Origin of the sequence: Streptomyces sp. WAC07094, assembly GCF_036320405.1 — a bacterium.
GTDB lineage: Bacteria > Actinomycetota > Actinomycetes > Streptomycetales > Streptomycetaceae > Streptomyces > Streptomyces lannensis.
On record NZ_JAVMJZ010000001.1, the window covers coordinates 4,607,360 to 4,630,223 of the forward strand.

Below are 22,864 nucleotides of genomic sequence, written 5' to 3' on the forward strand. Positions count from 1 at the left end.
CGCCCGCCGTCCTCCCGACACCTCCGGACTCCTGGCGGTCGTCCGCAATTTAACTTGCTTAAGTCAATCAATCGGGACTAAGGTTGCCTGAGTCAAGCACACCTGCACTCCCACGGAGGCTCCTGCCATGCCCGACGCACCCGCCCGGCCCGCCGGGGACGGAACGACCGTGGCGCCGAGATCGAACGCCCTGGTCGCGGTGCTCGCCTTCGGTGGCATCGTGGTCTCGCTGATGCAGACCCTGGTGATCCCGATCGTCCCGGAGCTGCCGAAGCTCCTGCACGCCTCGCCGGCGAACGCCGCCTGGGCCGTCACCGCCACCCTTCTCGCCGCCGCCGTGGCCACCCCGGTGATGGGCCGGCTCGGCGACATGTACGGCAAGCGCCGCATGCTGCTGGTCGGCCTGTCCATGCTGGTGATCGGCTCGGTGACGGTCGGCCTCAGCGACGCCCTGGCGCCGGTGATCGTGGGACGTGTCCTGCAGGGCATGGCCGCCGGTGTGATCCCGCTCGGCATCAGCATCATGCGCGACGAACTGCCCGCCGAGCGGCTGGGCTCGGCGACCGCGATGATGAGCGCCTCGCTCGGTGTCGGCGGCGCCCTCGGTCTGCCCGCCGCCGCGGTCATCGCCGAGAACTTCGACTGGCACATGCTGTTCTGGACCTCGGCCGTGCTCGGCGCCGTCGCCGCCGTCCTCGTCCTGGTGTTCGTGCCGGAGTCGGAGGTGCGCACGGGCGGACGGTTCGACGTGCTCGGCGCCCTCGGCATGGCGGCCGGTCTGGTGTGTCTGCTGCTGGCGATCTCCAAGGGTGCCGACTGGGGCTGGGGCAGCGGTACCACCCTCGGCCTGTTCGTGGCCGCCGTCGTGATCCTGCTGGTGTGGGGCGTCTTCGAACTGCGCGTGCGGGAGCCGCTGGTGGACCTGCGCACCACCGCCCGCCGTCAGGTGCTGGTCACCAACCTCGCCTCGGTGGCGCTCGGCTTCGGCATGTTCGCGATGTCCCTCGTCCTGCCGCAGCTGTTGCAGCTGCCCGCCGCCACCGGCTACGGCCTCGGCAAGTCACTGCTGACGGCCGGCCTGGTCATGGCTCCGTCCGGTCTGGTGATGATGGCGACCGCACCGGTCTCCGCCGCCGTCTCGCGCGCCAGGGGCCCGAAGGTGACCTTGATGATCGGCGCGCTGATCGTGGCCGCCGGCTATGGCATCAACATCGTGCTGATGGACCAGGTCTGGCACCTCGTGCTCGTCTCCTGCGTCATCGGCTGCGGCATCGGCTTCACGTACGGCGCGATGCCCGCGCTCATCATGGGCGCCGTCCCCGCGTCGGAGACCGGGTCCGCCAACAGCCTCAACACCCTGATGCGGTCCATCGGCACATCGACCGCGAGCGCGGTGGCCGGCGTCATCCTGGCCAACATGACCACGACCCTCGGTCCCGCCACCCTGCCCTCGGAGAAGGGCTTCAAGACCGTCCTGGCCATCGGTGCCGGCGCCGCGCTCCTCGCCTTCGTGGTGGCGTCCTTCATCCCGCGCCGCACCCCGTCGGCCGAGCAGGGCTCGCCCGCCGAGGGGGCGGGCGAGCACGAGCCCGCAGGCAAGGTCTCCGGGGCCAAGGCATAAGCCCGGCGGTGCGCGGCGCGCGGTCCTGCTTCGACGGGATCGCCCGCCGCGCACCGCGTACGGCGGGGGCGGCAGCCGCCCCGGGTCAGCCCGCCGCCTTCTCCAGCGCCGTGCGCAGATACCCGCCGCTCTCCGCGAGCAACCGTGCCGCCGACGGTCCGTCCACGCCCCCGAGGATCGTCAGGATGGCGTTCTTCACCTCGCCGTCCGTGGCCGCCAGGGCGCGTTCGATCTCCCCGTCGGCCGCTCCCGTCGCCAGCGCCACGATGCGGTGGGAACGGGCGCGGAGCTTGGCGTTGGAGGCACGGACGTCGACCATCAGGTTCCCGTAGGTCTTGCCCAGACGGATCATCGTGATCGTGGAGATCATGTTGAGGACCAGCTTCTGCGCCGTGCCGGCCTTCAGCCGCGTGGAGCCGGTCAGCAGCTCGGGGCCGGCCACGATCTCGATGCCGTGGTCGGCGGCGGCCGCGAGGGGGCTGTCCGCGTTGCACGAGAGGCCGACGGTGAGCGCGCCGCGCGCCCGGGCGTGCTCCACCGCGCCGACGGCGTACGGAGTGCGGCCCGAGGCCGAGATGCCGACCACCGTGTCGCGGTCCGTCAGCGCCAGCGCGTCGAGGTCCCGCGCCGCCAGTTCCCTGGAGTCCTCCGCACCCTCGACCGAGGTCACCATCGCGCCGGGGCCACCCGCGATCAGGCCCACCACCTGCGACGGGTCCGTGTTGAAGGTCGGCGGGCACTCGGAGGCGTCGAGGATGCCCAGCCGGCCGGCGGTGCCCGCGCCCGCGTAGACGAGCCGGCCGCCCCCGGCCATCCGCTCGGCGATGTCGTCGATCGCGGCGGCGATCTGCGGCAGCCGTGCGGCGACGGCGCCCGGCACGGTCGCGTCCTCACCGTTCATGATCTTCGCGATCTCCAGCGTCGGCAGCTGGTCGATCTCGGCCAGCTCGGACCGGAACGCCTCGGTGGTCAACGTCTCCAGCTCTGCTCGAAGACCATGGGGGTGGGGCGAGGTGGTCATGGGTGGCGGCTCTTTCCGGTGCGGCGCAGCTCTGAAAGGAAGACGGGCGGCGCTAGCGCTTTGTTCCGCCCCGTGGGCTGTGCCGGTGCGCCAGGGCCTCGTACGAGGCGGACAGGGCGGGTGCCGCGGTCTCGTAGGTGCGCTGTGCGATGCCGACGAACAGGCAGTCCACCACGAGGAGCTGGCTCGTGCGGGAGGACATCGCGGCCGGCCGCAGTTCGCTCTCGCGCGCCGTGGAGGTGGTGAGGATGTGGTCGGCGTACTGCGTCACGGGGCCGTCGGGGCGGCCGGTGATCGCCACGGTCGTCGCGCCGTGCTCGAAGGCGACCCGCAGCGGTTCGATGACGTCGCCGGTGGAGCCGGAGTGCGTGATCGCGATGGCCACGTCCTTGGCCCGCAGCTGCACGGCGTTGGTGACGGCGAGGTGCGGGTCGCTGTGCGCATGGGCTATGAGCCCTATCCGCAGCAGCTTCTGGACCAGGTCCTGGGCGACCAGACCGGACGCCCCGATGCCGTACACGTCGATGCGCCGTGCGGTGGCGAGCGCGGCGACGGCCGCGCCGAGCTGCACGGTGTCCAGGCCCGCCGCCGTGTCGGCGAGGGTCTGCTGCTCGTCGTAGGCGAGCTTGGCGACGACGTCCGCGATGGGGTCGTCGACCGCGATGTCGGCGGTGACGGCGGGGGCGCGGCCTGACTGCTGCTGGGCGGCGAGGCCCGCGAGGGCGAGCCGCAGGTCCCGGTAGCCGGGATAGCCGAGCAGGCGGGCCGTGCGCACCACGGTGGCCTCGCTCGTGCCGGTCAGCTCGGCGAGTCCGGTGACCGTGAGCGCCGCACATGCGGCCGGGTCACCGGCGACGGCCTCCGCGACGCGCTGCATGGACCGGGTCATGGAGGGCGCGAGGGTCCGCACCTTGGCCGCGAGCGCGGCGGGGGCGGGCGGAGCGTCCAGGCGCATCGACCCCGCGAAAATTTCCTTCACATCCTGGGTCACACCGTGAAAGATATTTTCCATTCGGAGGCCCGGTCAAGAGTGCGCACAATAGGGGCATGGATCCCATCAGTCCCCTGGAGCAGACGCTGCACGCCGCACGCGCCCTCGTACTGGCCGACCTGGTCGCGGGTGAGGTCGCCGAGGCGGACGTCGTCTCACTGGTCGAGGACTCCGTCACCCAGCGGCGCTGGTGGGTCGAGCAGTGGCCCGACGGAGCGGACTACGTGGCGGGATTGGTGGCGCAGGACGTCCAGGACGCCCTGCTGGAGCGGTACGGACGCTGGCCGCTGTGCCCCGTCTGCGGCTCCGGTGACCCGCACGCACTGGACGTCGAGCCCGAGCTCGGGCCGGACCCGCACTGGGTGTGTCACAAGGCCGGCGTGAAGGTCGCCGCGGTGGGGGCGCTCGGGCGGGCCGCGGGCGGGACGCCGTCCTCGTGACGATCTACATCGACCCGCCGTCCTGGCCCGGCCACGGCCGTATGTGGTCGCATCTGATCAGCGACGTCTCCTACGACGAACTGCACGCCTTCGCCGCGAGGCTGGACGTGCCGCGCCGCGCCTTCGAACGCGACCACTACGACCTGCCCTCGAACCGGTACGCCGACGCGGTCCTGGCCGGGGCGGTGGAGGTCGCCAGCCGTGAGGTGGTGCGGCTGCTGCTCGCCTCCGGACTGCGCCGACGCAAGCAGCCGCCCCTCGGGGTCAGCGCCTCAGCGAGTAGGCGTACATCCCCCGCTCCTCGCCCACCCGGGTGAATCCGGACCGGGTGACCACGCCCTGCGAGGGGATGTTCGTCCTTTCGACGTTCGCGACGAGTTCCGTCACGCCGTCCCCGGCCAGCGCCCGGGCGGCGAGTGCGCGCAGCGCCTCGGTCGCGTAGCCGTTGCCCCGGGCGCCCGCCACCAGGTCGTAACCGACCTCCACGCGTCCGTCCTCGTCGGGGGCGCCGTGGAAGCCCATGCCCCCGACCGCCCTGCCGTCCTCGGACCGCACCAGGACGAAGACGCCCCACTCCGGTCGCAGCACGCCCGCCTCGTAGGCCTGCACGAGCATCCCGGCGGCTTCGCGGGTGCCCTCGTAGGGGCCGCCGCCGATCCATTCGAAGCCCCCTGTGCCGCCCATGCGCAGATCGATGGCGGCCGCCGGAGTGACGCCGTGGAGAGTGAGCCGTTCCGTGGGGATGGCCGGGTTGTTGCTCCAGTGCCACCGGGACACCGGGGCACGCCCCGGCAGATCGCCGCGGCCCGTGGCCCACAGCAGGGTGTGCCACGGGTCGGGGCCGGGTCGCACATGGGGGAAGATCCGGGTCAGGACGTCCTCGCACAGCTCGGCGGGCGGCTCGTACGCGAGACCGAGGCCCGTCGCCATGTCGTGCGTGTGCAGTATGACCTCGGCGACACCCATCGCCGCGAAACCCTCGCGGTCCGCGCTGCGGAAGGGGTACGGGTGGAAGGCGCGCACCTCGCGGGGCGTGGTGGCGACGGCGGCGGCGAGCAGCGCCCCCGCCGTCTCGATGACGTGCAGGGCTCCCTCGTTGCCGGCGCCGTCCTCGAGAGTGATCTCGAAGGGGACGTACGCGTCCTGGGCGCGCCCCGTCAATTGCCCGGCATAGGCGATGAGGTCACCCGCCACATGCTCGGCCGTGCGGCGGCAGCTCCACTCCAGGCGCCCCGCCCCGACCTCGCTCCAGTCCTGGTCCACGCCCCTGCGCAGCGCCTGCACGGCACCCGCGACGGCTTCCCTCACCCGTTCCCCGCCCATGCTCCGCATGCGGGCGAGGATAGGCCGGTGGGTGCATCCCTCCCCACCGGATTTCGCGGATCAGGCGCCGAGGAGGTCCAGTTCGGCCCCGATGTTCCAGCGGGCCGTCGCCTCCCACTCCCGCTGTCCGTAGGGCGTGCGGAACAGCCGGGGCAGATCCAGGAGCCCGCGCAGCACGGCCGCCCGGCCCTCGCGGAACGCCTCGTCGGGGACGAAGCCGTACTCCTGACGGACCGCGGCCGTGTACGCGGCGTACTCGTGCGGGGCCGCCGCCAGGATCGCCAGATCCGCGTCGCACAGCACGGCGCCGTTGGCGTCGCCCGGCTCCGTGGCGTGGCCGACGGTCAGACGCACCAGACGGGCGACCTCGGCCGTCGTACGCTGCGGCACTCCTGCCTCGGGCAGGGCCCGCTCGGCCAGGCGCGCGGAGCGCTCCTCGTTCGTCGAGCGGTCGGGCTGGTAGACCGCGTCGTGGAACCAGGCGGCGAGCCGTACCGCGTCCGGATCGTCCGCGTACTCCTCGAGGACGTCGACGTGGTCGAGGACCGCTCTCAGATGCTCCGTCGTGTGGTAGCGCCGCTGGGGCTCCGCCCAGCGGCGCAGCAGGTCGTCGGCGTACAGGCGGGGATCGGGGTGGCCCCCGCCCTCCCGGGTCGCGAGCAGGGTGCGCTGCCAGCGGGAGCGCAACGCGTCGAGGTCGGTCATGCGCGCATTCTCCCGTGCCGGCGGGTCGGCCCCTAGCGTTGCTCCCATGACGACTGCCGACCTGCACGACGACGTACGGGACCCCGAACTGCCCGGGCGGCTGCTGGCCGTCGAGCGCGACGCCCTGATCCCGCTGCTGCGGGGCCGTCCCGACGCGGACTTCGCGCTGCCTTCCGCCGCATGTCCGGGCTGGTCCGTGCGGCATGTGCTCGCGCACTGCTCGGCGGCTCTGATGCGCGTGGTGGAGAACCGCTTCGAGAAGGACGTGTTCAGCCCCGAGGCGAACGAGCGGGACATCGCCGAACGTGCCGGGTGGACCAATGCCCGGGTCGTGGACGAACTGGAGCACGGGATGACCGAGGCGGGGGCGGCGATCGCCGTGGCGGGCGGCCCGCTCGACATGATCGCGCTCGGTGAGTGGGTGCATGCCGGGGACGTCCGGGACGCGTTCGGGGAGCCGGGAGCGTACGGAGGCGACGGACTGCCCGACGCGCTGACGCTGCTGGCCCGTGTCTGCCGCGAGCGCAAGCACGTCCCGCTGCACGCGGACCTGGACGACGTCGACGAGCCTCTGCGCCTCGGCGACAGGAACGGCGAGCGGCCGCCGGCACGGTTCCTCGGCGGCTCCGCCACGCTGGTGCGGCTCTACTCGGGCCGCCCGCCGGCGGGCGCGTCGTACGAGCTTGTGGGGGTGTCGGAGAAGGAGCTGAACCTCTTCCGCTGAGCCGTCCCCGGAGTGATCTTCTCGCGCGCGGGCGCCCCGCCGTCGTACCCTTTGGATTGGACTAGACCTGTAGTCGCTTCAGGGGAACACCAAGGAAAGGGGTCCTATGAGCACGCGTGCAGTCCTGGAGGTGATCGCCCTCGGGGTCGAGGACGCGCTCGCCGCCCAGGCCGGAGGCGCGGACCGCCTCGAGTTGGTCACCGACATCGCCGCCGACGGGCTCACCCCGCCGGTCGAGACCTTCGCCGGGATCCGCGCCGCCGTCGGCATCTCGCTGCGCGTGATGCTCCGCCTGCGCGACGGGTTCGCGGCCGGTGACCTCGAGGCGCTCGTCCGTACCGCGGGCGAGCTGCGCGCGGCCGGGGCCGACGAGTTCGTGTTCGGTTTCCTCGGCGAGGACGGCGGACCGGACCTCGGCGCCGTGGAGCGGCTGGTCGCGGAGCTGGACGGCTGCCGCTGGACGTTCCACCGCGCGATCGACCGTGCCACCGACCGCGACGCCCTGCGCAAGCAACTCGCCGAGCTCCCGGGCCTGGACACCTACCTCACAGCGGGCTCGCGGGACGGTGTGGACGACGGACTGCCCACCCTGATCACCGAGGCCGTACGGCACGGGGAGCCCGGCTACACCCAGCGGCTGCTCGTCGGCGGCGGCCTGCGCCTGGAGCATGTGCCGCGGCTGCGCGCGGTCGGCGTCGACGCCTTCCACATCGGCGGGGCGGCCCGCCCGCACGGCTGGACCGCACCGGTCTCGGCGGAGGCCGTACGCGTGTGGCGCACGGCGGTCGACGCCTAGCCGGAGCCGCGGCGGTGGGTGCGCTTCGGTTCGGACCGGCCCTTGCAGGGCAGCCGGCGGGCGGGTGTGGCGCGCGGTCGTGGACGTCCGGCCGGTCGGCGGCGCGGCGGTGCGGAACCGCCCTTTGCCGGGCGGTTGCTGTTCGGATGTGACGTGCGGCCGTTGATGCCCCGCCGGTGCCGCCGGGGTGCGGACCGTCCTTGCCGGCCGTTGCCGTTCGGGTGCGACGTGGTCGTGGACGTCTGGTTGTGCCGCGGGCGACGGTGGCGCCCCGGCGCGGATCGTTCGTTGCCGGGTGGCAGGTGTTCGGGTATGGCGTACGGCAGTCCGAGCCCGGACCGGTGGAGCCCCGGTGCGTGGCTGGTGCGTCTTCGGGCGGCTGCCGTGTGCCGGTGGGCTCGCGACGGCCGCCCGGCGCATCCGGGCCCGCACCGGGGGCCGTGCCGTGACGGCCCCGGTCGTCTCAGCCCAACTGGGTCGGCAGCGGGGCCGCGTGGGTGACGACCAGGCCCGAGACCGCACGTGTGAGCGCGACATACAGTCGGCGCAGACCCGTCCGTTCGTCCGGTTCGCCGTCGACGACCGCCTGCGGCTCGTCGAGGACCACGTAGTCGTACTCGAGACCCTTGGCGAGTGACGCCGGAACCAGGGTCAGCCGGGTCTCGTGGGTCGTCTCCTCGCCGGGGCCCAGATAACCGATGCCCGCGGCGGTGAGCGCCTCGGCGAGCACCGGGATCCGCGCGTCCGCCGCGATCAGGCCCGTCGAGCCCTCGTTGCGCAGCAACTCCGCGCAGGCGGCGACCACTTCCCCGGACGCGCTGATCGCACGCACCTGGAAGAAGCCCGGGTTCTCCCGCACCGACGCCACCGGTGCCAGGCCCGGCGCGATGTGCGGCAGCAGCCGGGAGGCGTACGTGATCACGTCCGTCGGCACGCGGAAACCGGCCGTCAGCTCCTCGACCATCGCGTCCGACTTCCCGAGGTGTGCGAGCGCCTCCTGCCAACTCCGCGTCGCCCAGGGGGTCGTGCCCTGCGCCAGGTCGCCGAGCACGGTCGCCGAACCGGTCGTGCAGCGCCGGCCCACCGCCCGGTACTGCATCGGGGACAGGTCCTGGGCCTCGTCCAGGACCACGTGCCCGAGCGAATGGGTGCGCTGGACCAGGTCGGTGACCTCGTCGATGAGAACCGCGTCCGCGGGCGACCACTTGGCGGACTTCACGGACCGCGCGGGCTTCGCCCAGAGGATCTCCTTCTGCTCCTCCTCGTCGAGGATCCCCGCCGCGTGCGCGGCGAGGAAGTCCGCGTCGGCGAGCAGACGCAGGACCAGTTTCGCCGGATCGACCGGCGGCCAGACGGCCTTGACCGCGGCCTTCACGGAGCTGTTGCGGGCGACCGCGTCCTGCACACGGTCGTCCGGGGCCTCCCCGGACCGCTCCATCTGTACGAGTACGGCGTGCGCGATCCGCTGCGGCAGGGCCTCGCGGGCGGCGCCGTAGCGGATGTCCCGCTGGAGCAACTCGCGGACGATCTCCTCGAGGTCGTATGCCGGCACCCGCCAGCGCCGGGAGCCGCGCACCACCATGACGGGCTCGGTGGGCATCGTCACATGTGAGCGGACCGCCCGTCGGAGCACCTCCGCCATCCGCGCGTCACCCTTGATCACGGCGGCGGCCGCGGTGTCCGTGCCGCGCACCTCGACGTGCGCGACGAGGTCGTCGACGGTCGCCTGCTTCACCGCGAGCTCGCCGAGCGCGGGCAGCACCTGCTCGATGTAGTGCAGGAAGGACGCGTTCGGCCCGATGACCAGGGTGCCGGTGCGGGCGAGCCGCTCGCGGTGCGCATAGAGGAGGTACGCGACCCGGTGCAGGCCGACGGCCGTCTTTCCGGTGCCGGGTCCCCCCTGCACGCAGACGGTCCCCGACAGCCCCGACCGCACGATCTCGTCCTGCTCCGGCTGGATCGTGGCCACGATGTCGCGCATGGGACCGACACGCGGGCGCTCGATCTCCTGCTGGAGCAGCTTGCTGGTGGTGGCGGCCTCGGCGGGGTCGGAGAGGTGCTCGTCCTCGTACGCGGTGAGATCCCCGCCGGTGTACCCGAAGCGCCGCCGCAGGGCGACGTCCATCGGGTCCTTCTTCGAGGCACGGTAGAACGGCTGGGAGACGGGGGCGCGCCAGTCGATGACCATCGGGTCGCCGTCGGCGTCGTGCACATGCCGCCGTCCGATGTAGAAGCGCTCGCCGTCCGCACCCTCGGCTCGGTCGGCGCCGGGCGCGTGGAGGTAGTCGAGGCGGCCGAAGAACAGAGGGGTGTGGCTGAGGTCGGCGAGCGCCTTGATGCGCTCCTCGATCTGACGGGCGAGGACCTCGGCGTTGACCCAGTTCGCGGTGACGTCGCTGATGTCGAGGTTCTCCACGTCCTCGCGCATCGCGCGCAGCGCGGCCCGGGACCGAGTGAGGTGGGATCGCTCGCGGGTGAGCGGGTCGGGCGCGGACGGGGCGGAAAGAGGATCGGGGGCGGACGGTGCTGACGGGCTGGACACGGAAAGGTGCCTCCGGGGCGGTGGGCTCCCCTGTTCGCGCGGTGCCGGGAGGACAGGGGAGGCGGGCCGATCGGAGCGCGTGCGCGCGCCGGGCGGCTCCTCGCGATGGCTGGTGGCTGTCGTGCCGTCCGGTTTCCGTCCGGACGGCGGCTCTCCGTGAAGGGAGGCGGGCAAGAGAGGGCATTCTAGGTGACGGGTGGATGTGGTGGACAACGGATTTTCCGGCGTCCCGGGGATGACGACCCCCGTGCCCTAAGGGACGGCGTCCCTCCGGAGTACGACACGGGGGAGACCGGAGGGGTACGGGGCGGGCGGGAAGGTTACGTCCTTGGTCCGACGCCGTTCGGGGCACACGGTTCCACCATGGAGACATGAGCGCAGCAAGCTTCACACCCGCCCGGCACGGCCCTCCGCCCGGCGCGACCGCCCTCGACGGGGACCACCGTCGCCATCGCATCGGCAACGCCCTGCGTGCCGTCAAGGTGTTCGTGGGCGCCACGATCGACGTGGTGCTCCTCGGTGAGTACGGCGAGGAGTCCGGGGTCCGCAGCCGCCGCTGACGGGCGTCCCGCCGGGCGCCCGCCCGCATCCCACAGCCGGGCGGCAGGCCCGGGTGCGCGGGGCCGGGTCGGCCCTCCGACGGACCGTGACCGCGCGCACCCTTTCCGTGCCGTGCCCCGCCGGTGACTCAGCTCTCGGCCAGCAGCTCGTCGGCGTCCATGATCCGGTAGGCGTATCCCTGCTCCGCCAGGAAGCGCTGGCGGTGGGCGGCGAAGTCCTGGTCGATGGTGTCGCGGGCGACGACCGAGTAGAAGTGGGCCTGATGGCCGTCGGCCTTGGGGCGCAGCACCCGTCCCAGCCGCTGGGCCTCCTCCTGCCGGGAGCCGAACGTGCCCGAGACCTGGATGGCGACGGTCGCCTCCGGCAGGTCGATGGAGAAGTTGGCCACCTTCGAGACGACGAGCACGCTGATCTCGCCCTCGCGGAAGGCTCCGAAGAGCTTCTCGCGCTGGGCGTTGGTGGTCTCGCCCTTGATGACGGGCGCGCCCAGGTGCTCACCCAGCTCGTCCAACTGGTCGATGTACTGCCCGATGACGAGGATCTGCTGCCCGGCGAAGCGCCGCACCAGGGCCTCGGTCACCTTCCGCTTGGTGTCGGTGGTCGCGCAGAACCGGTACTTCTCCTCCGTCTCGGCGGTGGCGTAGGCGAGCCGCTCCGCGTCGGTGAGGTTGACCCGCACCTCCACGCAGTCGGCGGGCGCGATGTACCCCTGGGCCTCGATCTCCTTCCACGGCGCGTCGAAACGCTTGGGGCCGATGAGGGAGAACACGTCCGATTCGCGGCCGTCCTCGCGCACCAGCGTCGCCGTCAGCCCGAGCCGCCGTCGTGCCTGCAGGTCCGCCGTGAACTTGAAGACGGGCGCGGGCAGCAGATGCACCTCGTCGTAGACGATGAGGCCCCAGTCGCGGGAGTCGAACAGCTCCAGGTGCGGATAGACGCCCTTCCGCTTGGTGGTGAGTACCTGGTAGGTGGCGATGGTGACCGGGCGGATCTCCTTGCGTGTGCCGGAGTACTCGCCGATCTCGTCCTCGGTGAGGGTGGTCCGCTTCACCAGCTCGTGCTTCCACTGCCGGGCGGAGACGGTGTTGGTGACCAGGATGAGGGTGGTGGACTTGGCCTCCGCCATCGAACCGGCGCCGACGAGCGTCTTGCCGGCGCCGCAGGGCAGCACGACGACACCGCTGCCGCCGTGCCAGAAGTTCTCCACGGCCTGCTTCTGGTAGGGCCGCAGGGCCCAGCCGTCCTCGCGCAGTTCGATCGGGTGCGCCTCGCCGTCCACGTAGCCCGCGAGGTCCTCGGCCGGCCAGCCCAGCTTGAGCAGCACCTGCTTGATCTGCCCGCGTTCGGAGGGATGGACGGCGACGGTGTCCGGGTCGATCCGCGCACCGACCAGCGGGGCGATCCGCTTGGACCGGAGCACCTCCTCGAGCACCGGCCGGTCGGTGCTCGTCAGGACCAGGCCGTGCGCGGGGTGCTTGCTGAGGGTCAGCCGCCCGTAGCGGTCCATGGTCTCGGCGATGTCGACGAGCAGCGCGTGCGGCACCGGATACCGGCTGTACTGCACGAGGGCGTCGACGACCTGCTCGGCGTCGTGCCCGGCGGCCCGCGCGTTCCACAGTCCGAGCGGGGTCACCCGGTAGGTGTGGATGTGCTCGGGAGCGCGCTCCAGTTCGGCGAACGGAGCGATGGCCCGACGGCAGTCGTCGGCCTGCTCGTGATCGACTTCGAGAAGCAGGGTCTTGTCGGACTGAACGATGAGCGGACCATTCACGCGCGGCACCCTTTCCATGTGGCCTGATCGTGCGGCCAAACGTCCAGTGTGCCTCATACGGGTGTGATCACAGCTGGTCGTCCGCCAGCTCGGCCACCCCGGTGACCCTGTGCAACGGATAGGTGCGCACTTCGTCGGCCGTGTGGTCGTAGGCCGTGACGAAGCCGCCCTCCACACGGATGGGAGCGATGACCCGCTGGCTGGCGCTGCCCTCGGCGTTGACGTAGCCGATCCACAGGGACTCGCCGGTGAGGACGGCGGCCTGCATGGTGGCCAGGGTCTCGGCCGAGGTCGTGCGGGGCAGATCGCCGCCCGTGGCGGGGGCTCCCGTCGGCTTGCGCGGCGCCGTGGAGGCCAGGTCGCCCGCGCGTACCGCGCGGAGGGCCGCCGTCAGCAGTGTGGTGTCGGGGGTCGGGGGGCCGTCCGGGACCGGCTCGGGCGGGGTGCGGGGCGGGGTGCGGTGGGCATGGGCGCGGGTGATCAGGACGTCGCCCTCGGCGGACTCGGCCGCAGGGGCGAAGCCCATCGTGCGCAGGCCCTCCAGGAGCACCGCCGGATCGGACTGGGCGGCCAGGACCGTCGGGGCCAGCCTGCGCAGGCGCAGTCCTGCCGAGCGCCTGTCGGCGAGGATCTCGCTCAGCAGGGCGTCGTCGTCGCAGCGCAGATACGCGGAGGCGGCGCCGACCCGCAGGTGCCCGTGCCGGCGGGCCACGTCGTCGATCAGGTACGCGAGCGGCTGCGGGACCGGGGTGCGCGCGTGCGCGGCGAGAAAGGCGTGCAGATCGGAGGCCGTACGGCCCGCATCGAGCGCGCGGCGCACGGAGGCCGGTGTGAAGCGGTAGACCGTCGCGCCGCCCTTGGACTCCACGTCCGCGAGGACGTCCAGCATGTCGGCGAGCGGCCGTTGCAGCGGGCCGGGTGCCACCGCCGTCAGGTCCGCCTGGAGCAGGACGTGGTCCAGCGGTTCGGGGAGCAGGGGCGCGAGCAGACGAGCGGCGCGGGCGGCGGCCGCCGTCTGTTCGGCGGCCGTGAGGGGCTCGTGCGGGGCGGGGCGGTGGTGCTGCCGGTGGACGGGCAGCTTGTCGCCCGGACCGGTCGGCTCGGCGGGCGGGGTGTGGTCCGGGCGCTCACCGAGCAGGGCACGGCCGTGCCCGGACAGGGCGCCGCGGCCCGTGACGCCCAGCAGCTCCGCCTCGGACAGCGTCCACTGGGCGAGCCGGCTGCGCAGGTCGTCGGCCGCGGGCCGGTCGGCGCGCAACGGGCGCTCCCAGCGGAGCCGGGCGAGGACGGATTCCTGCGCGGCGGAGGCGCCCTCGGGGAGTCCGGCCAGCAGCGTCAGGACGCGGTGGCGGACCTCGGGCGCGGCCGAGCGGTCCAGGCCGGGGCCGAGCGCGGAGAGCGCACGGTCCTTCGCGTCCCGGCCGCCGACGAGCCCCGCGGTGCGGGTCGCGGTCAGCCAGGCCGTGACCAGCCGGGTCCAGCGTCCGGCGGGGGGCAGCTCCGTCCACTCGTCGTACGCGGGAGTCGCGGCGTAGCGCTCGTCCGCCTCGCCGTCGGACGCCAACAGGCCCGCCGCGTAGCAGAGTTCGACCCAGAAGGCGGCCACGGGCTCGGACACGTCCAGTGCCACGGCGGTCCGCTTCAGGTCCCGTACGCTCAGGCCGCCCGCGCGCAGTACGGAAGGGCCGCCCTCGTCCCAGTCCTTCAGGAGCTCCTCGACGGTCGCGAGCGCGGTGTAGGCCTGACCGGCCGCGGTCGCGTCCACCATGTGCGCGGAGTGGGTGGCGGCGGCCTCCACGACGGGCGGCAGCGGCTCCGTGTGGTGGTGCGCCCGGCCGGACCGCAGATGCAGGGCCGCTTCGCGGGGCAGGACGACCGTGCCGGGGGCGGGGGGCCTGCCCTGTTCGAGTCCGGCCGACAGCTTGGGGGAGGGCAGCAGCAGGCCGCGGTCCAGCAACCAGCGCAGGCGCGGCGCGGGGTTGGGGGTGACCTGGCCGTAGGGCGGGCCCCACACCAGCCGGGACAGCACCTCGAGGGACTCGGCCGGTGCCTTCTCGAGGAGCGCGGCCATACGGGCGCGGTCGCCGAACAGCTCGGAGAGGGCGGTCATGGCGGACACGGCGTCGTGCGTGGAGGGCAGTCCGGCCGCGGTCAGGATCTCCTGGATCCGCCCCGGGGACATGCCGCCCGCGGCCTCCGCGACCGTGGGCCCGAGGCCGGTGGGCGAGGGGTGCTGCGGAGACGGGGCGAGCAGTTCCCGGGCCGTGCGGACGAGCCGCAGCCGGTCGTCCGCGCCCCAGACGACGGCCTGGTCGCGCAGCGTGGTGAGGGCGCGGGGCAGGGCCTCGGCGACCAGGGGATCGGCCTGCGGTCCGTCGTCACCGGCCATCAGGCCGAGGAGTTCCCCGTACGTGGCGGGGTCCCCGGCGACGGCCAGGGCCTCCGCGGTCTGCAGGGCGAATCGGTCGAGGCGCTCGAGCGCACGGACGACGCTCGCCCGGGTGGCCGCCCGGGTGGCGAGCTGGGTGAGGTCGGTGGGAACCGGGGTGATGAGGTCCGGGCGGGCGCGGAGGAGGGCGGACAGGGAGGCGTCGTCCCGCGCGCGCAGGGACTCGGCCAGTGAGCGCGGTGCGGCGGTGCCGCTGCCCGTGCCCGGCGATTCCTTGCGTGAGCGCTCCTCGGGGGTCATCCGGTCCACGGTAGCGGGTGTTGTCGTGGTGGGGCGGAGGTGCACACCGTTCAGCCCGGTCGGGACGCGACCGGGACGTCGCGGGGATCCCTCCGCCCCGGCGAAGCCGGGGGCGAGGGGCTCCAGGGCGGGGCCGGCCGGACCGATACAAGGTCCGGGGGCGGATCCCCCGGGGACGGTTCGCGGGGGATACGGTACGTCTCAAAGCGGCCCACCGCGGAGGGGATTCGTGGGGATCGAGAGCGACCAGCTGGTCTTCGACTATCTGAGCCGGGTCGGGGACCTGGCCCAGCAGCGTCAGCTGCCGTCGGTCGCACGTATGCGGCTCGTCTCCGAGCTGCGCAACGAGATCGACCGCCGGCGGGCGAAGTCCCCGGTGGACAGCCCGGCCGCGGTCCGCCGCATCCTCGACCGCCTCGGTACACCCGACGAGGTGGTCGCCGCCGCGTCAGGGGGCGCCGCGGGCGCCGGTTCCGAGAGCCGTCCGGCCGCCGTCCCCGTGCAGCGGGCGAGCGACTTCGAGGAGCGTCCCAGGGGTCTGCGGCGCGTGGTGCCACGCCCCCGCCCCGCCGAGCCCCGTCCCGAGGACTCCTCCGGCAATGCCGCGTCCCCGCCCCACCTGGCCGGCGCGCACGAACTCGGTGACAGCGCCACCCGGCCCGACTGGTGGCGGGTGGAGGGCGGGGCCGGCGCCGGATTCGGACTCGGCGACAGCGTGCCCGGGTTCGTCGGCGGCGTGGAGATCCCCGAGCTGCTGAAACCGCCGCCGGGCACCCCGCCGAAGCCGGAGGCCCCGAAGGACCCCGGGCCCGTGACGGAGGCCGCTCCCGCCGCCGAGGAGACGACGGTCGCCCGGCCCCGCCGGCTGTTCCGGCCGACCGGGCGGCGCAATCCTCTGCTGCTTCTGGCCGCCGTGCTCCTGATCGCAGGCGCCGTGCTCGGCAACTGGATCGCCCTCGGCCTCGGATGGCTCATCGCCTGGGCGTCCCGCAGGCTGAGCCCCGCCGAGTCCAAGTGGGCGGTCGTGGGCATGCCCGGCCTGGCGGCGGTCGCCGGCATCGTCTGGCTGTGGGGCCGCACGAGCGGCCGCTGGGGCGAACCCGTCGCCGCGGGCCATATGAACGACGCGGTCGTCCAGACCTGGCCCTGGGTGGTCAGGGGTGCGGCCGTCGCCTCCGCCCTGTACCTGTTCTGGCGGGCGCAACGAGCCAGGTGAGGGGACCGGCGGTGCCGCGCGGCGCAGGGTGGCCCCCTGTCTCCCGGCCGACGTCACCTGGGACAATCGCCCATATGACCTCTCGCGCCCTGACCGTCGGCTTCGACCTCGACATGACGCTGATCGACTCCCGGCCCGGTATCCGAGCCTGCTACCAGGCCCTCTCCGCGCGCACCGGGACGTACATCGACGCCGATCTGGCCATCACCCGGCTCGGTCCGCCGCTGGCGGACGAACTGGTGAACTGGTTCCCCGCGGAGCACATCGCCGCCACCGCCGACCTCTACCGCGGGATGTACCCCGATGTCGCGATCGCCGCGACGCCCGCCATGGCCGGGGCCCGTTCGGCGATCGAGGCCGTGCGGGCGGCCGGCGGGCGGGCGATCGTGGTGACCGCCAAGTACGAGCCCAACGCCAAGCTGCACCTGGAGCACCTGGGCATCGAGCCCGACGCGGTCATCGGCGACCTGTGGGCGGAGGGCAAGTCTCAGGCGCTGATCGAACACGGCGCCGCCGTCTACGTCGGCGACCACATCGGGGACGTCCGGGGTGCCCGCGGCGCCGACGCGTTCTCCGTCGCCGTGGCGACCGGCCCCTGCACCGCCGACGAACTGCGGGCGGCGGGCGCCGACGTGGTCCTCACCGATCTCACCGAGTTCCCCGCCTGGCTGAGCTCCTACTCCGGTGCGGGCGACGGCCTGCCGAGGTAGGTCCTAGGACCGGATCTCGCGCGCCCGCCTACGGCCCTCCGCGATCGACCGGAGCACTCCCGCCCCGGCCATGAGGAAGCCCACGGCCATGAGCATGCTCATGCCGAACATGTACGTCGGGAAAGGTTTCGTCCCGAGCAGCAGCGGGGCCACGGTGACCAGTGTGGCCACAGCGCCGACGAAGAAGACGATGGCACCGGCACGGATCAGCCCGTCCCCGGCAGCGGCGGAATTCGCTTGGGTTTTGTCACGCACCGGACCAGGGTAGTTCCCAGCGCGAGGAACAACTCGGCGACGTCTTGTCACCGGCCCCCGGACCATTAGCCTTGGTCCCGGCGGGTCCACACGGCCCGCTGCAGTGCTATCCAGAGCAGTTTCCCGAAACACTTTGCAGACGCAGTTTCCGACGAGTACGAGGACGAGGACAGACGTGCCTACCGGCAAGGTCAAGTGGTTCAACAGCGAGAAGGGCTTCGGCTTTCTCTCCCGCGACGACGGCGGCGACGTCTTCGTCCATTCCTCGGTACTTCCCGCCGGAGTCGATTCCCTGAAGCCGGGACAGCGCGTGGAGTTCGGTGTCGTCGCGGGCCAGCGCGGCGACCAGGCGCTGTCGGTCAGCCTCCTGGAGCCGGCTCCGTCGGTCGCCGCCGCGCAGCGCAAGAAGCCGGACGAACTGGCCTCCATCGTCCAGGACCTGACGACCCTCCTGGAGAACATCACACCGATGCTCGAGAAGGGCCGCTACCCCGAGAAGGCCTCCGGCAAGAAGATCGCGGGTCTGCTGCGCGCGGTCGCCGACCAACTGGACGTCTGACCCCGGTCAGGGGAAGACGAGCGCGTCCGGGCCGAGGGGCGGTACGAGCCCCTCGGCCGCCGCACGTGTGAGCAGTCCGCGGACCGCCGCGTAACCGTCCTCGCCCAGGTCGGCCGTGAACTCGTTGACGTACAGGCCGATGTGCTGGTCCGCCACCGCGGGGTCCATCTCCTGCGCGTGTTCCATGACATACGCGCGCGACGCCTCGGGGTCGTCCCAGGCCGTGCGCACGGACGTACGGGCGGAGTCGGCGAGCAGCTTCAGCGTGTCCGCACCCAGCGAGCGCTTGGCGATGATCGCGCCCAGCGGGATGGGCAGGCCGGTGGTGTCCTCCCAGTGCTCGCCCATGTCGGCGAGCTTGTGCAGCCCGTAGTTCTGGAACGTGAACCGCGCCTCGTGGATGACGAGTCCCGCGTCGACCTTGCCGTCGCGCACCGCCGGCATGATCTCGTGGAACGGCATGACCACGATCTCTCCGACCCCGCCGGGCACGGTGTCCGCGGCCCAGAGCCGGAAGAGCAGATACGCCGTCGACTTCTCGCTCGGCACGGCGACCGTCCGTCCGGTGAGGTCGGTCCCCGCCTCGCGGGTCAGCACCAGCGGGCCGCAGCCGCGCCCCAGCGCGCCTCCGCACGGCAGCAGGGCGTACTCGTCGAGGACGTACGGCAGGACGGCGTACGACACCTTCAGGACGTCGAACTCGCCGCGCTCGGCCATGCCGTTGGTGATGTCGATGTCGGCGAAGGTGACGTCCAGGCCGGGGGCACCCGGTACCCGGCCGTGCGCCCAGGCGTCGAAGACGAAGGTGTCGTTGGGGCAGGGCGAGTACGCGATCCGGAGGGGCTCATGGGTTGCGGTCATGCTGATTCCAACTCTCCAGTACGGGCGCGAGCTTCCCGAAACCCTCGGTGAGGGCCGTGAGGGCGTCGCCGATGCGCCAGGCGGCGCGGTCGCGCGGGCCGACGGGATTGGAGACGGCGCGGATCTCCACGACGGGTGTGCCGTGCGCGGCGGCCGCCTCGGCGACGCCGAACCCCTCCATCGCCTCGGCGAGCGCATGCGGGTGACGGGCGCGCAGCTCCGTGGCGCGCGCGGCGCTCCCGGTCACGGTCGAGACCGTGAGCACGCCACCCGTGAGCGCACCGGTGGCGGCGGCGAGGTCTCGTACGAGTGATTCCGGTGGCCGGTGACCGGAGGTGCCGAAGCCCAGCTCGGTGACGGGCAGGAATCCGTCCGGGGTCTCGGCGCCGAGATCGGCGGCGACGATGTCGTCGGCGACGACAAGCGAGCCGACGGGCGCGTGTGGCGCGAAACCGCCTGCGACACCCGCGCAGACCACGAGGTCGTAGGGGGCACCCCGCAGGGCGGCGGCGGTGAGCGCGGAGGCGGTGGAGGAGGCGGCGAGCGCGGGACCCACACCGGCCGCGACGAGGTCCAGGCCGCCGGTGCGGTGCAGGGTCACCCCCGGGAGCGGGACCTCCACGGCCGGTCCGGCGAACGCACCGGCCACCGCGTCCCGTTCGGCCGGGACCGCGGTGGCGATCAGAACGTGTGCGCGGGACGTGATCAGGAGGCCTTCTCGAGCTTGAAGGACCACAGACCCGTCACCTTGCTCTCGCCCTCCTTGATGGAGACGAGGGTGGAGTTGCCGCTCGCGCCGTACTGCGCGTTGAAGAACACGCTGCCGGGGATCGTGCGGTAGGTCTTCTTGCTGGACTCGGTCAGCGGCTGACCGTTCATCAGGATCGTCCAGCCCTGGTCCGCGATGCTCGGGTCGACACCGAAGCGGACCGTGTCGTCGGGGTCGACCTTGATCGACTTGATGTCCTTGGACTTCTGGTCGAGGCACGGCGCCGCCTGCGCGGTGGTGATCTCCTTGCCGTCGTTGTAGCAGTCGGTCTCGGTGCTCACCGAGTCCGTACCGACCGTGACGGTGGCCAGCGGCGTCGGCTTGCTACAGGCGGACAGCAGGAGGAGTCCGGCGGAGACGGCGCCGAGGGCGGCTACGGCGCGGCGGGAACGCAGTGCGGTCATGGCCGAAGGCTATCGGGCACGTCCGGCCCACTCCCCACGTGGGGTGTGCGACGTGCCGCGCACTCGTGCGATCAGGTGCCGCACGCCCCGCCGGTCAGGCCACCCGCGGTTTCGCGGCGCCGCCGCGGCGGGCCGAGGCGAGCAGGCCCCGGACGGTCGCCAGCCAGCCCAGGGCGACGATCGCGGCGCCCACCACGAGCCCGAGCACCCCGTTCAGCGGCAGCGCGATGCCGATCGCCCCGCCCAGCACCCAGGCGACCTGCAGCAGGGTCTCGGAGCGCGCGAACGCGGAGGTGCGGACCAGCTCCGGCACGTCCCGCTGGATGAGCGCGTCCAGCGACAGTTTGGCCAGTGCCTGGGCGAACCCGGCGACCGCCGCGAGGGACGCGACCAGGAACGCGCCGAAGAAGATCGCCGCGGTGATCGCCGCGCCCAGCGCCATCGCGACGACCGTCACGATGATCACTTCGGGAGCGCGGGATTTCAGCCAGGCGCCGACGGCCGTGCCGAGTGCGTTCCCCGCGCCCGCCGCGACGCCGACGATCCCCAGGGACACCGCCGCGCTCTCACCCGCGAGCGGGTGCTCGCGCAGCAGGAAGGCCAGGAAGAAGATCAGGAACCCGGACAGGCAGCGCAGGGCGGCATTGGCCCCCAGTGCGTGGGTGACGGCGGGGCCGACGGTGCGCAGTCCCGGACGGCGCCCGGTGCTGCTGCGATGCGGGCCGCGCAGGTGCTCGGCGTCCGCGGCGAGCAGCGCGACGTCCTCGCCCTTGGCGGAGTCGACCTTCGGCGGCAGCGAGAACGACAGGAACGTGCCGGCGATGAAGATCACAAAGGCGCCGTACAGCGGCCAGCCCGGACCTATGGTCTGCAGCCCGGCGCCGATGGGCGCCGCCACGCCGGTGGCGAGGAGGCCGCCGAGGGTGACCCGGGAGTTGGCCTTCACCAGGGAGAAACGGGGCGGCAGCAGCCGGGGCACCACAGCGCTGCGGACGACTCCGTAGGCCTTGGACGCGACGAGCACGCCGAGCGCGGCCGGATACAGCTCGATTCCGCCGGCCGCGACCGCCCCCGAGATGATCAGCGCGAGCAGGGCGCGGGCGAGCATCGCGGCCGCCATCGCGGCCCTGCGCCCGTGCGGGAGCCGGTCCAGGAGCGGGCCGATCACCGGGGCCAGCAGCGTGAACGGCGCCATGGTGATGGCGAGGTAGAGCGCGACGCGTCCCCGGGCCTCGTCGGTCGGCACGGAGAAGAAGACGGTGGAGGCCAGGGCGACGGTGATCATCACGTCGCCCGCGCCGTTCACGGCATGCAGCTCGATCAGCTTGCCGAGCCCGGACTCGCCCGCGCCGTGCGCGTGGGTGGCCTTGCGGATGCCGCGGGCGGCGCCGGTCACGGGCAGGTGGAGGGCACGGCCGACCGCGCGGACGGACCCGCCGAACCGGCCCGAACCGCCACTTCGCTCACGTCCCTTGACCCCGTTGACCCCGGCGGTTCCCTGGGACGACCTCGCGGCTGCCACCCCGTCATAGTGCCCCGAGAACGGCGGGGGTAGTGCGGTTACCGCCCGTACGTGACCGAGTGGCGTCCCGCGGGGGTGCGGGCGGCCCGGGGCGGCGGGCCGGATGGCGCGGCGCGCGCGGGCCCGACGGTCCGGGACACGGAACGTGCTCGCCGTGTTCGGGGGCCGGAAGCCGCCGCTGCGGGGCCTTCGGCCGGTGCCCGGAGTGCCGCGCTCCGGGAATGCCCAGCGACTCGGTGTGGGCGCAGCGGCCGGGAGAAGGTAGCGTGCGTAGCGCGCCGTGGCGATCGTTCTCGGCCGCGCGCCTCTCATCCATCCCGCAGAATGGGTGGTGTAGGTGTGCCCGAGCGCGATCGGGCGCGGACGTCGACGCGGCCCGCTGGTCCGCTCCGTCCGCACCCGCAGCCGAGGAAGGGCGCACCCGTGAGACGGCGTAGGAGAGAAGCGATACCCGTGAGCGCAGCGACAACGCGAAGCCGCACCCCCGACCGCCTGTGCGCCGAGGCGGTCGACCTCGCCCGCGCCGCCGCCGAGGAGACGGCCGCGCCCGGCGTGGTCGGCGAGCATGTCGGGACGGTGTCCGAGGGCGACCGTGTTGTCACGCACTTCTTCGAGTGCAAGGAGCTCGGGTACCGGGGCTGGCGCTGGGCGGTGACGGTGGCCCGGGCCTCGCGCGCCAAGGTGGTCACGCTCGACGAGACCGTCCTGCTGCCCGGCCCCGATGCGCTGCTCGCCCCGGAGTGGGTGCCGTGGAGCGAGCGGCTGCGCCCCGGTGACCTCGGCCCCGGCGATCTGCTGCCGACGGACGCCGAGGACCTGCGTCTGGAGCCCGGGTTCTGCGGCGAGGAGGAGCCGCCGCCGAACGCCGCGGTGTCCGGGGAGATGGCGGAGCTGGTCGAGGCGGAGGACGCGGAGGTCACCGGCGGAGCCCCGGCGAACCTGCCCATCGCGCCGACGCGCGGATCGATCGCGGCCGTGGCCGAGGAACTGGGCATGGGCCGGGCCCGGGTGCTGTCCCGCTACGGACTGCACACGGCGGCCGACCGCTGGGAGGACTCCTTCGGGCCGAAGACCCCCATGGCCCAGGCGGCGCCCGCGACCTGTGTCAGCTGCGCCTTCCTGGTGCCGGTGGGCGGTTCGCTCGGGCAGGCCTTCGGCGTGTGCGCCAACGAGTTCTCCCCGGCGGACGGGCGCATGGTCTCCCTGTCCTACGGCTGCGGAGCGCACTCGGAGGCGGCGGTCATGCCCAAGACACCGCGGCCCGCCCCTCCGGTGGTCGACGAGACCAGGGTGGAGCCGTTCCCGTTGCGGCCGTCCCCCGACTCGGGCTCCGTGCCGGCGGTGTCGGACGAGTCCGCGGCGGAGCTGGGTCACTCCTGACGCG

At 73.0% G+C, this 22,864-nt stretch carries 22 protein-coding genes; 10 read left to right on the plus strand and 12 right to left on the minus strand.

What is annotated here, in order from left to right; genetic code table 11:
* Positions 1-127 precede the first annotated feature (127 nt).
* Complete coding sequence (locus RCR19_RS20390; protein WP_331266435.1) at positions 128-1,621, plus strand: MFS transporter; 1,494 nt, start codon at positions 128-130, stop codon at positions 1,619-1,621.
* 85 nt (positions 1,622-1,706) lie between these two features.
* Here RCR19_RS20390 and murQ read toward each other — a convergent pair whose 3' ends face one another.
* Together murQ and RCR19_RS20400 are read right to left on the minus strand one after the other, a co-directional pair.
* A complete protein-coding gene (gene murQ, locus RCR19_RS20395) occupies positions 1,707-2,642 on the minus strand; it encodes an N-acetylmuramic acid 6-phosphate etherase (RefSeq protein WP_331266436.1) in 936 nt (311 codons plus the stop codon).
* A gap of 52 nt (positions 2,643-2,694) precedes the next feature.
* The gene (locus tag RCR19_RS20400) at positions 2,695-3,633 is read right to left on the minus strand and encodes a MurR/RpiR family transcriptional regulator (RefSeq protein WP_059127029.1); all 939 of its coding nucleotides are present in this window, start codon (positions 3,631-3,633) and stop codon (positions 2,695-2,697) included.
* A gap of 56 nt (positions 3,634-3,689) precedes the next feature.
* On the opposite strand from RCR19_RS20400, the gene RCR19_RS20405 reads away from it, so the two are divergent.
* Complete coding sequence (locus RCR19_RS20405) at positions 3,690-4,073, plus strand: hypothetical protein (protein ID WP_331266437.1); 384 nt, start codon at positions 3,690-3,692, stop codon at positions 4,071-4,073.
* The gene (locus RCR19_RS20410) at positions 4,070-4,390 is read left to right on the plus strand and encodes a DUF4031 domain-containing protein (RefSeq protein ID WP_331266438.1); all 321 of its coding nucleotides are present in this window, start codon (positions 4,070-4,072) and stop codon (positions 4,388-4,390) included. Before RCR19_RS20405 ends, RCR19_RS20410 begins: the two co-directional genes overlap by 4 nt.
* Here RCR19_RS20410 and RCR19_RS20415 read toward each other — a convergent pair.
* Together RCR19_RS20415 and RCR19_RS20420 are read right to left on the minus strand one after the other, a co-directional pair.
* The gene (locus tag RCR19_RS20415; RefSeq protein WP_331266439.1) at positions 4,338-5,405 is read right to left on the minus strand and encodes a GNAT family N-acetyltransferase; all 1,068 of its coding nucleotides are present in this window, start codon (positions 5,403-5,405) and stop codon (positions 4,338-4,340) included. The genes RCR19_RS20410 and RCR19_RS20415 overlap by 53 nt on opposite strands.
* A 51-nt stretch (positions 5,406-5,456) precedes the next feature.
* Positions 5,457-6,101 carry a hypothetical protein gene (locus tag RCR19_RS20420; RefSeq protein ID WP_331266440.1) on the minus strand — a complete coding sequence of 215 codons (645 nt, stop codon included), beginning with the start codon at positions 6,099-6,101 and terminating at the stop codon, positions 5,457-5,459.
* A gap of 46 nt (positions 6,102-6,147) precedes the next feature.
* Between RCR19_RS20420 and RCR19_RS20425 the strand changes: the two genes are divergently transcribed.
* Complete coding sequence (locus RCR19_RS20425; RefSeq protein WP_331266441.1) at positions 6,148-6,825, plus strand: maleylpyruvate isomerase family mycothiol-dependent enzyme; 678 nt, start codon at positions 6,148-6,150, stop codon at positions 6,823-6,825.
* Between the two features lie 106 nt (positions 6,826-6,931).
* Positions 6,932-7,621, plus strand: a complete 690-nt coding sequence (locus RCR19_RS20430; protein WP_331266442.1) for a copper homeostasis protein CutC — start codon at positions 6,932-6,934, stop codon at positions 7,619-7,621.
* A gap of 463 nt (positions 7,622-8,084) precedes the next feature.
* On the opposite strand, the gene RCR19_RS20435 is transcribed toward RCR19_RS20430, so the two are convergent.
* Positions 8,085-10,163, minus strand: coding sequence for a UvrD-helicase domain-containing protein (locus tag RCR19_RS20435; RefSeq protein ID WP_331266443.1), 2,079 nt, complete (start codon positions 10,161-10,163; stop codon positions 8,085-8,087).
* Between the two features lie 371 nt (positions 10,164-10,534).
* Here RCR19_RS20435 and RCR19_RS20440 point away from each other — a divergent pair, with 371 nt between their 5' ends.
* Entirely contained in the window at positions 10,535-10,723 is a 189-nt protein-coding gene (locus RCR19_RS20440; protein ID WP_331266444.1) for a hypothetical protein, read from the plus strand.
* Between the two features lie 128 nt (positions 10,724-10,851).
* Here RCR19_RS20440 and RCR19_RS20445 read toward each other — a convergent pair whose 3' ends face one another.
* Positions 10,852-12,495 carry a DNA repair helicase XPB gene (locus RCR19_RS20445; protein WP_059127038.1) on the minus strand — a complete coding sequence of 548 codons (1,644 nt, stop codon included), beginning with the start codon at positions 12,493-12,495 and terminating at the stop codon, positions 10,852-10,854.
* 67 nt (positions 12,496-12,562) lie between these two features.
* Complete coding sequence (locus RCR19_RS20450; RefSeq protein ID WP_331266445.1) at positions 12,563-15,184, minus strand: helicase C-terminal domain-containing protein; 2,622 nt, start codon at positions 15,182-15,184, stop codon at positions 12,563-12,565.
* A 229-nt stretch (positions 15,185-15,413) separates the two neighbouring features.
* Here RCR19_RS20450 and RCR19_RS20455 point away from each other — a divergent pair, with 229 nt between their 5' ends.
* Both RCR19_RS20455 and RCR19_RS20460 read left to right on the plus strand, forming a co-directional pair.
* A complete protein-coding gene (locus RCR19_RS20455; RefSeq protein ID WP_331266446.1) occupies positions 15,414-16,400 on the plus strand; it encodes a hypothetical protein in 987 nt (328 codons plus the stop codon).
* Between the two features lie 74 nt (positions 16,401-16,474).
* A complete protein-coding gene (locus RCR19_RS20460; RefSeq protein WP_331266447.1) occupies positions 16,475-17,110 on the plus strand; it encodes a haloacid dehalogenase-like hydrolase in 636 nt (211 codons plus the stop codon).
* A 3-nt stretch (positions 17,111-17,113) separates the two neighbouring features.
* Here the strand turns inward: RCR19_RS20460 and RCR19_RS20465 are convergent, their stop codons facing one another.
* Positions 17,114-17,365, minus strand: coding sequence for a hypothetical protein (locus tag RCR19_RS20465; protein WP_331266448.1), 252 nt, complete (start codon positions 17,363-17,365; stop codon positions 17,114-17,116).
* A 175-nt stretch (positions 17,366-17,540) separates the two neighbouring features.
* Here RCR19_RS20465 and RCR19_RS20470 point away from each other — a divergent pair, with 175 nt between their 5' ends.
* Positions 17,541-17,924 carry a cold-shock protein gene (locus RCR19_RS20470; protein WP_059127043.1) on the plus strand — a complete coding sequence of 128 codons (384 nt, stop codon included), beginning with the start codon at positions 17,541-17,543 and terminating at the stop codon, positions 17,922-17,924.
* 6 nt (positions 17,925-17,930) lie between these two features.
* On the opposite strand, the gene RCR19_RS20475 is transcribed toward RCR19_RS20470, so the two are convergent.
* The 4 genes from RCR19_RS20475 to RCR19_RS20490 form a co-directional block, all read right to left on the minus strand.
* Entirely contained in the window at positions 17,931-18,785 is an 855-nt protein-coding gene (locus RCR19_RS20475) for a 1,4-dihydroxy-6-naphthoate synthase (protein ID WP_331266449.1), read from the minus strand.
* Positions 18,769-19,521 (minus strand): futalosine hydrolase, encoded by a 753-nt coding sequence (locus RCR19_RS20480; RefSeq protein WP_331266450.1) that lies wholly within the window; start codon positions 19,519-19,521, stop codon positions 18,769-18,771. The genes RCR19_RS20475 and RCR19_RS20480 overlap by 17 nt, the downstream gene beginning before the upstream one ends.
* Positions 19,491-19,958, minus strand: coding sequence for a DUF2771 domain-containing protein (locus RCR19_RS20485; protein WP_331266451.1), 468 nt, complete (start codon positions 19,956-19,958; stop codon positions 19,491-19,493). The genes RCR19_RS20480 and RCR19_RS20485 overlap by 31 nt, the downstream gene beginning before the upstream one ends.
* A gap of 94 nt (positions 19,959-20,052) precedes the next feature.
* A complete protein-coding gene (locus RCR19_RS20490) occupies positions 20,053-21,480 on the minus strand; it encodes an MFS transporter (RefSeq protein WP_331266452.1) in 1,428 nt (475 codons plus the stop codon).
* Between the two features lie 453 nt (positions 21,481-21,933).
* Between RCR19_RS20490 and RCR19_RS20495 the strand changes: the two genes are divergently transcribed.
* On the plus strand, positions 21,934-22,860 hold the full coding sequence (locus tag RCR19_RS20495; protein WP_331266453.1) for a DUF3027 domain-containing protein: 927 nt from the start codon (positions 21,934-21,936) through the stop codon (positions 22,858-22,860).
* Positions 22,861-22,864 lie beyond the last annotated feature (4 nt).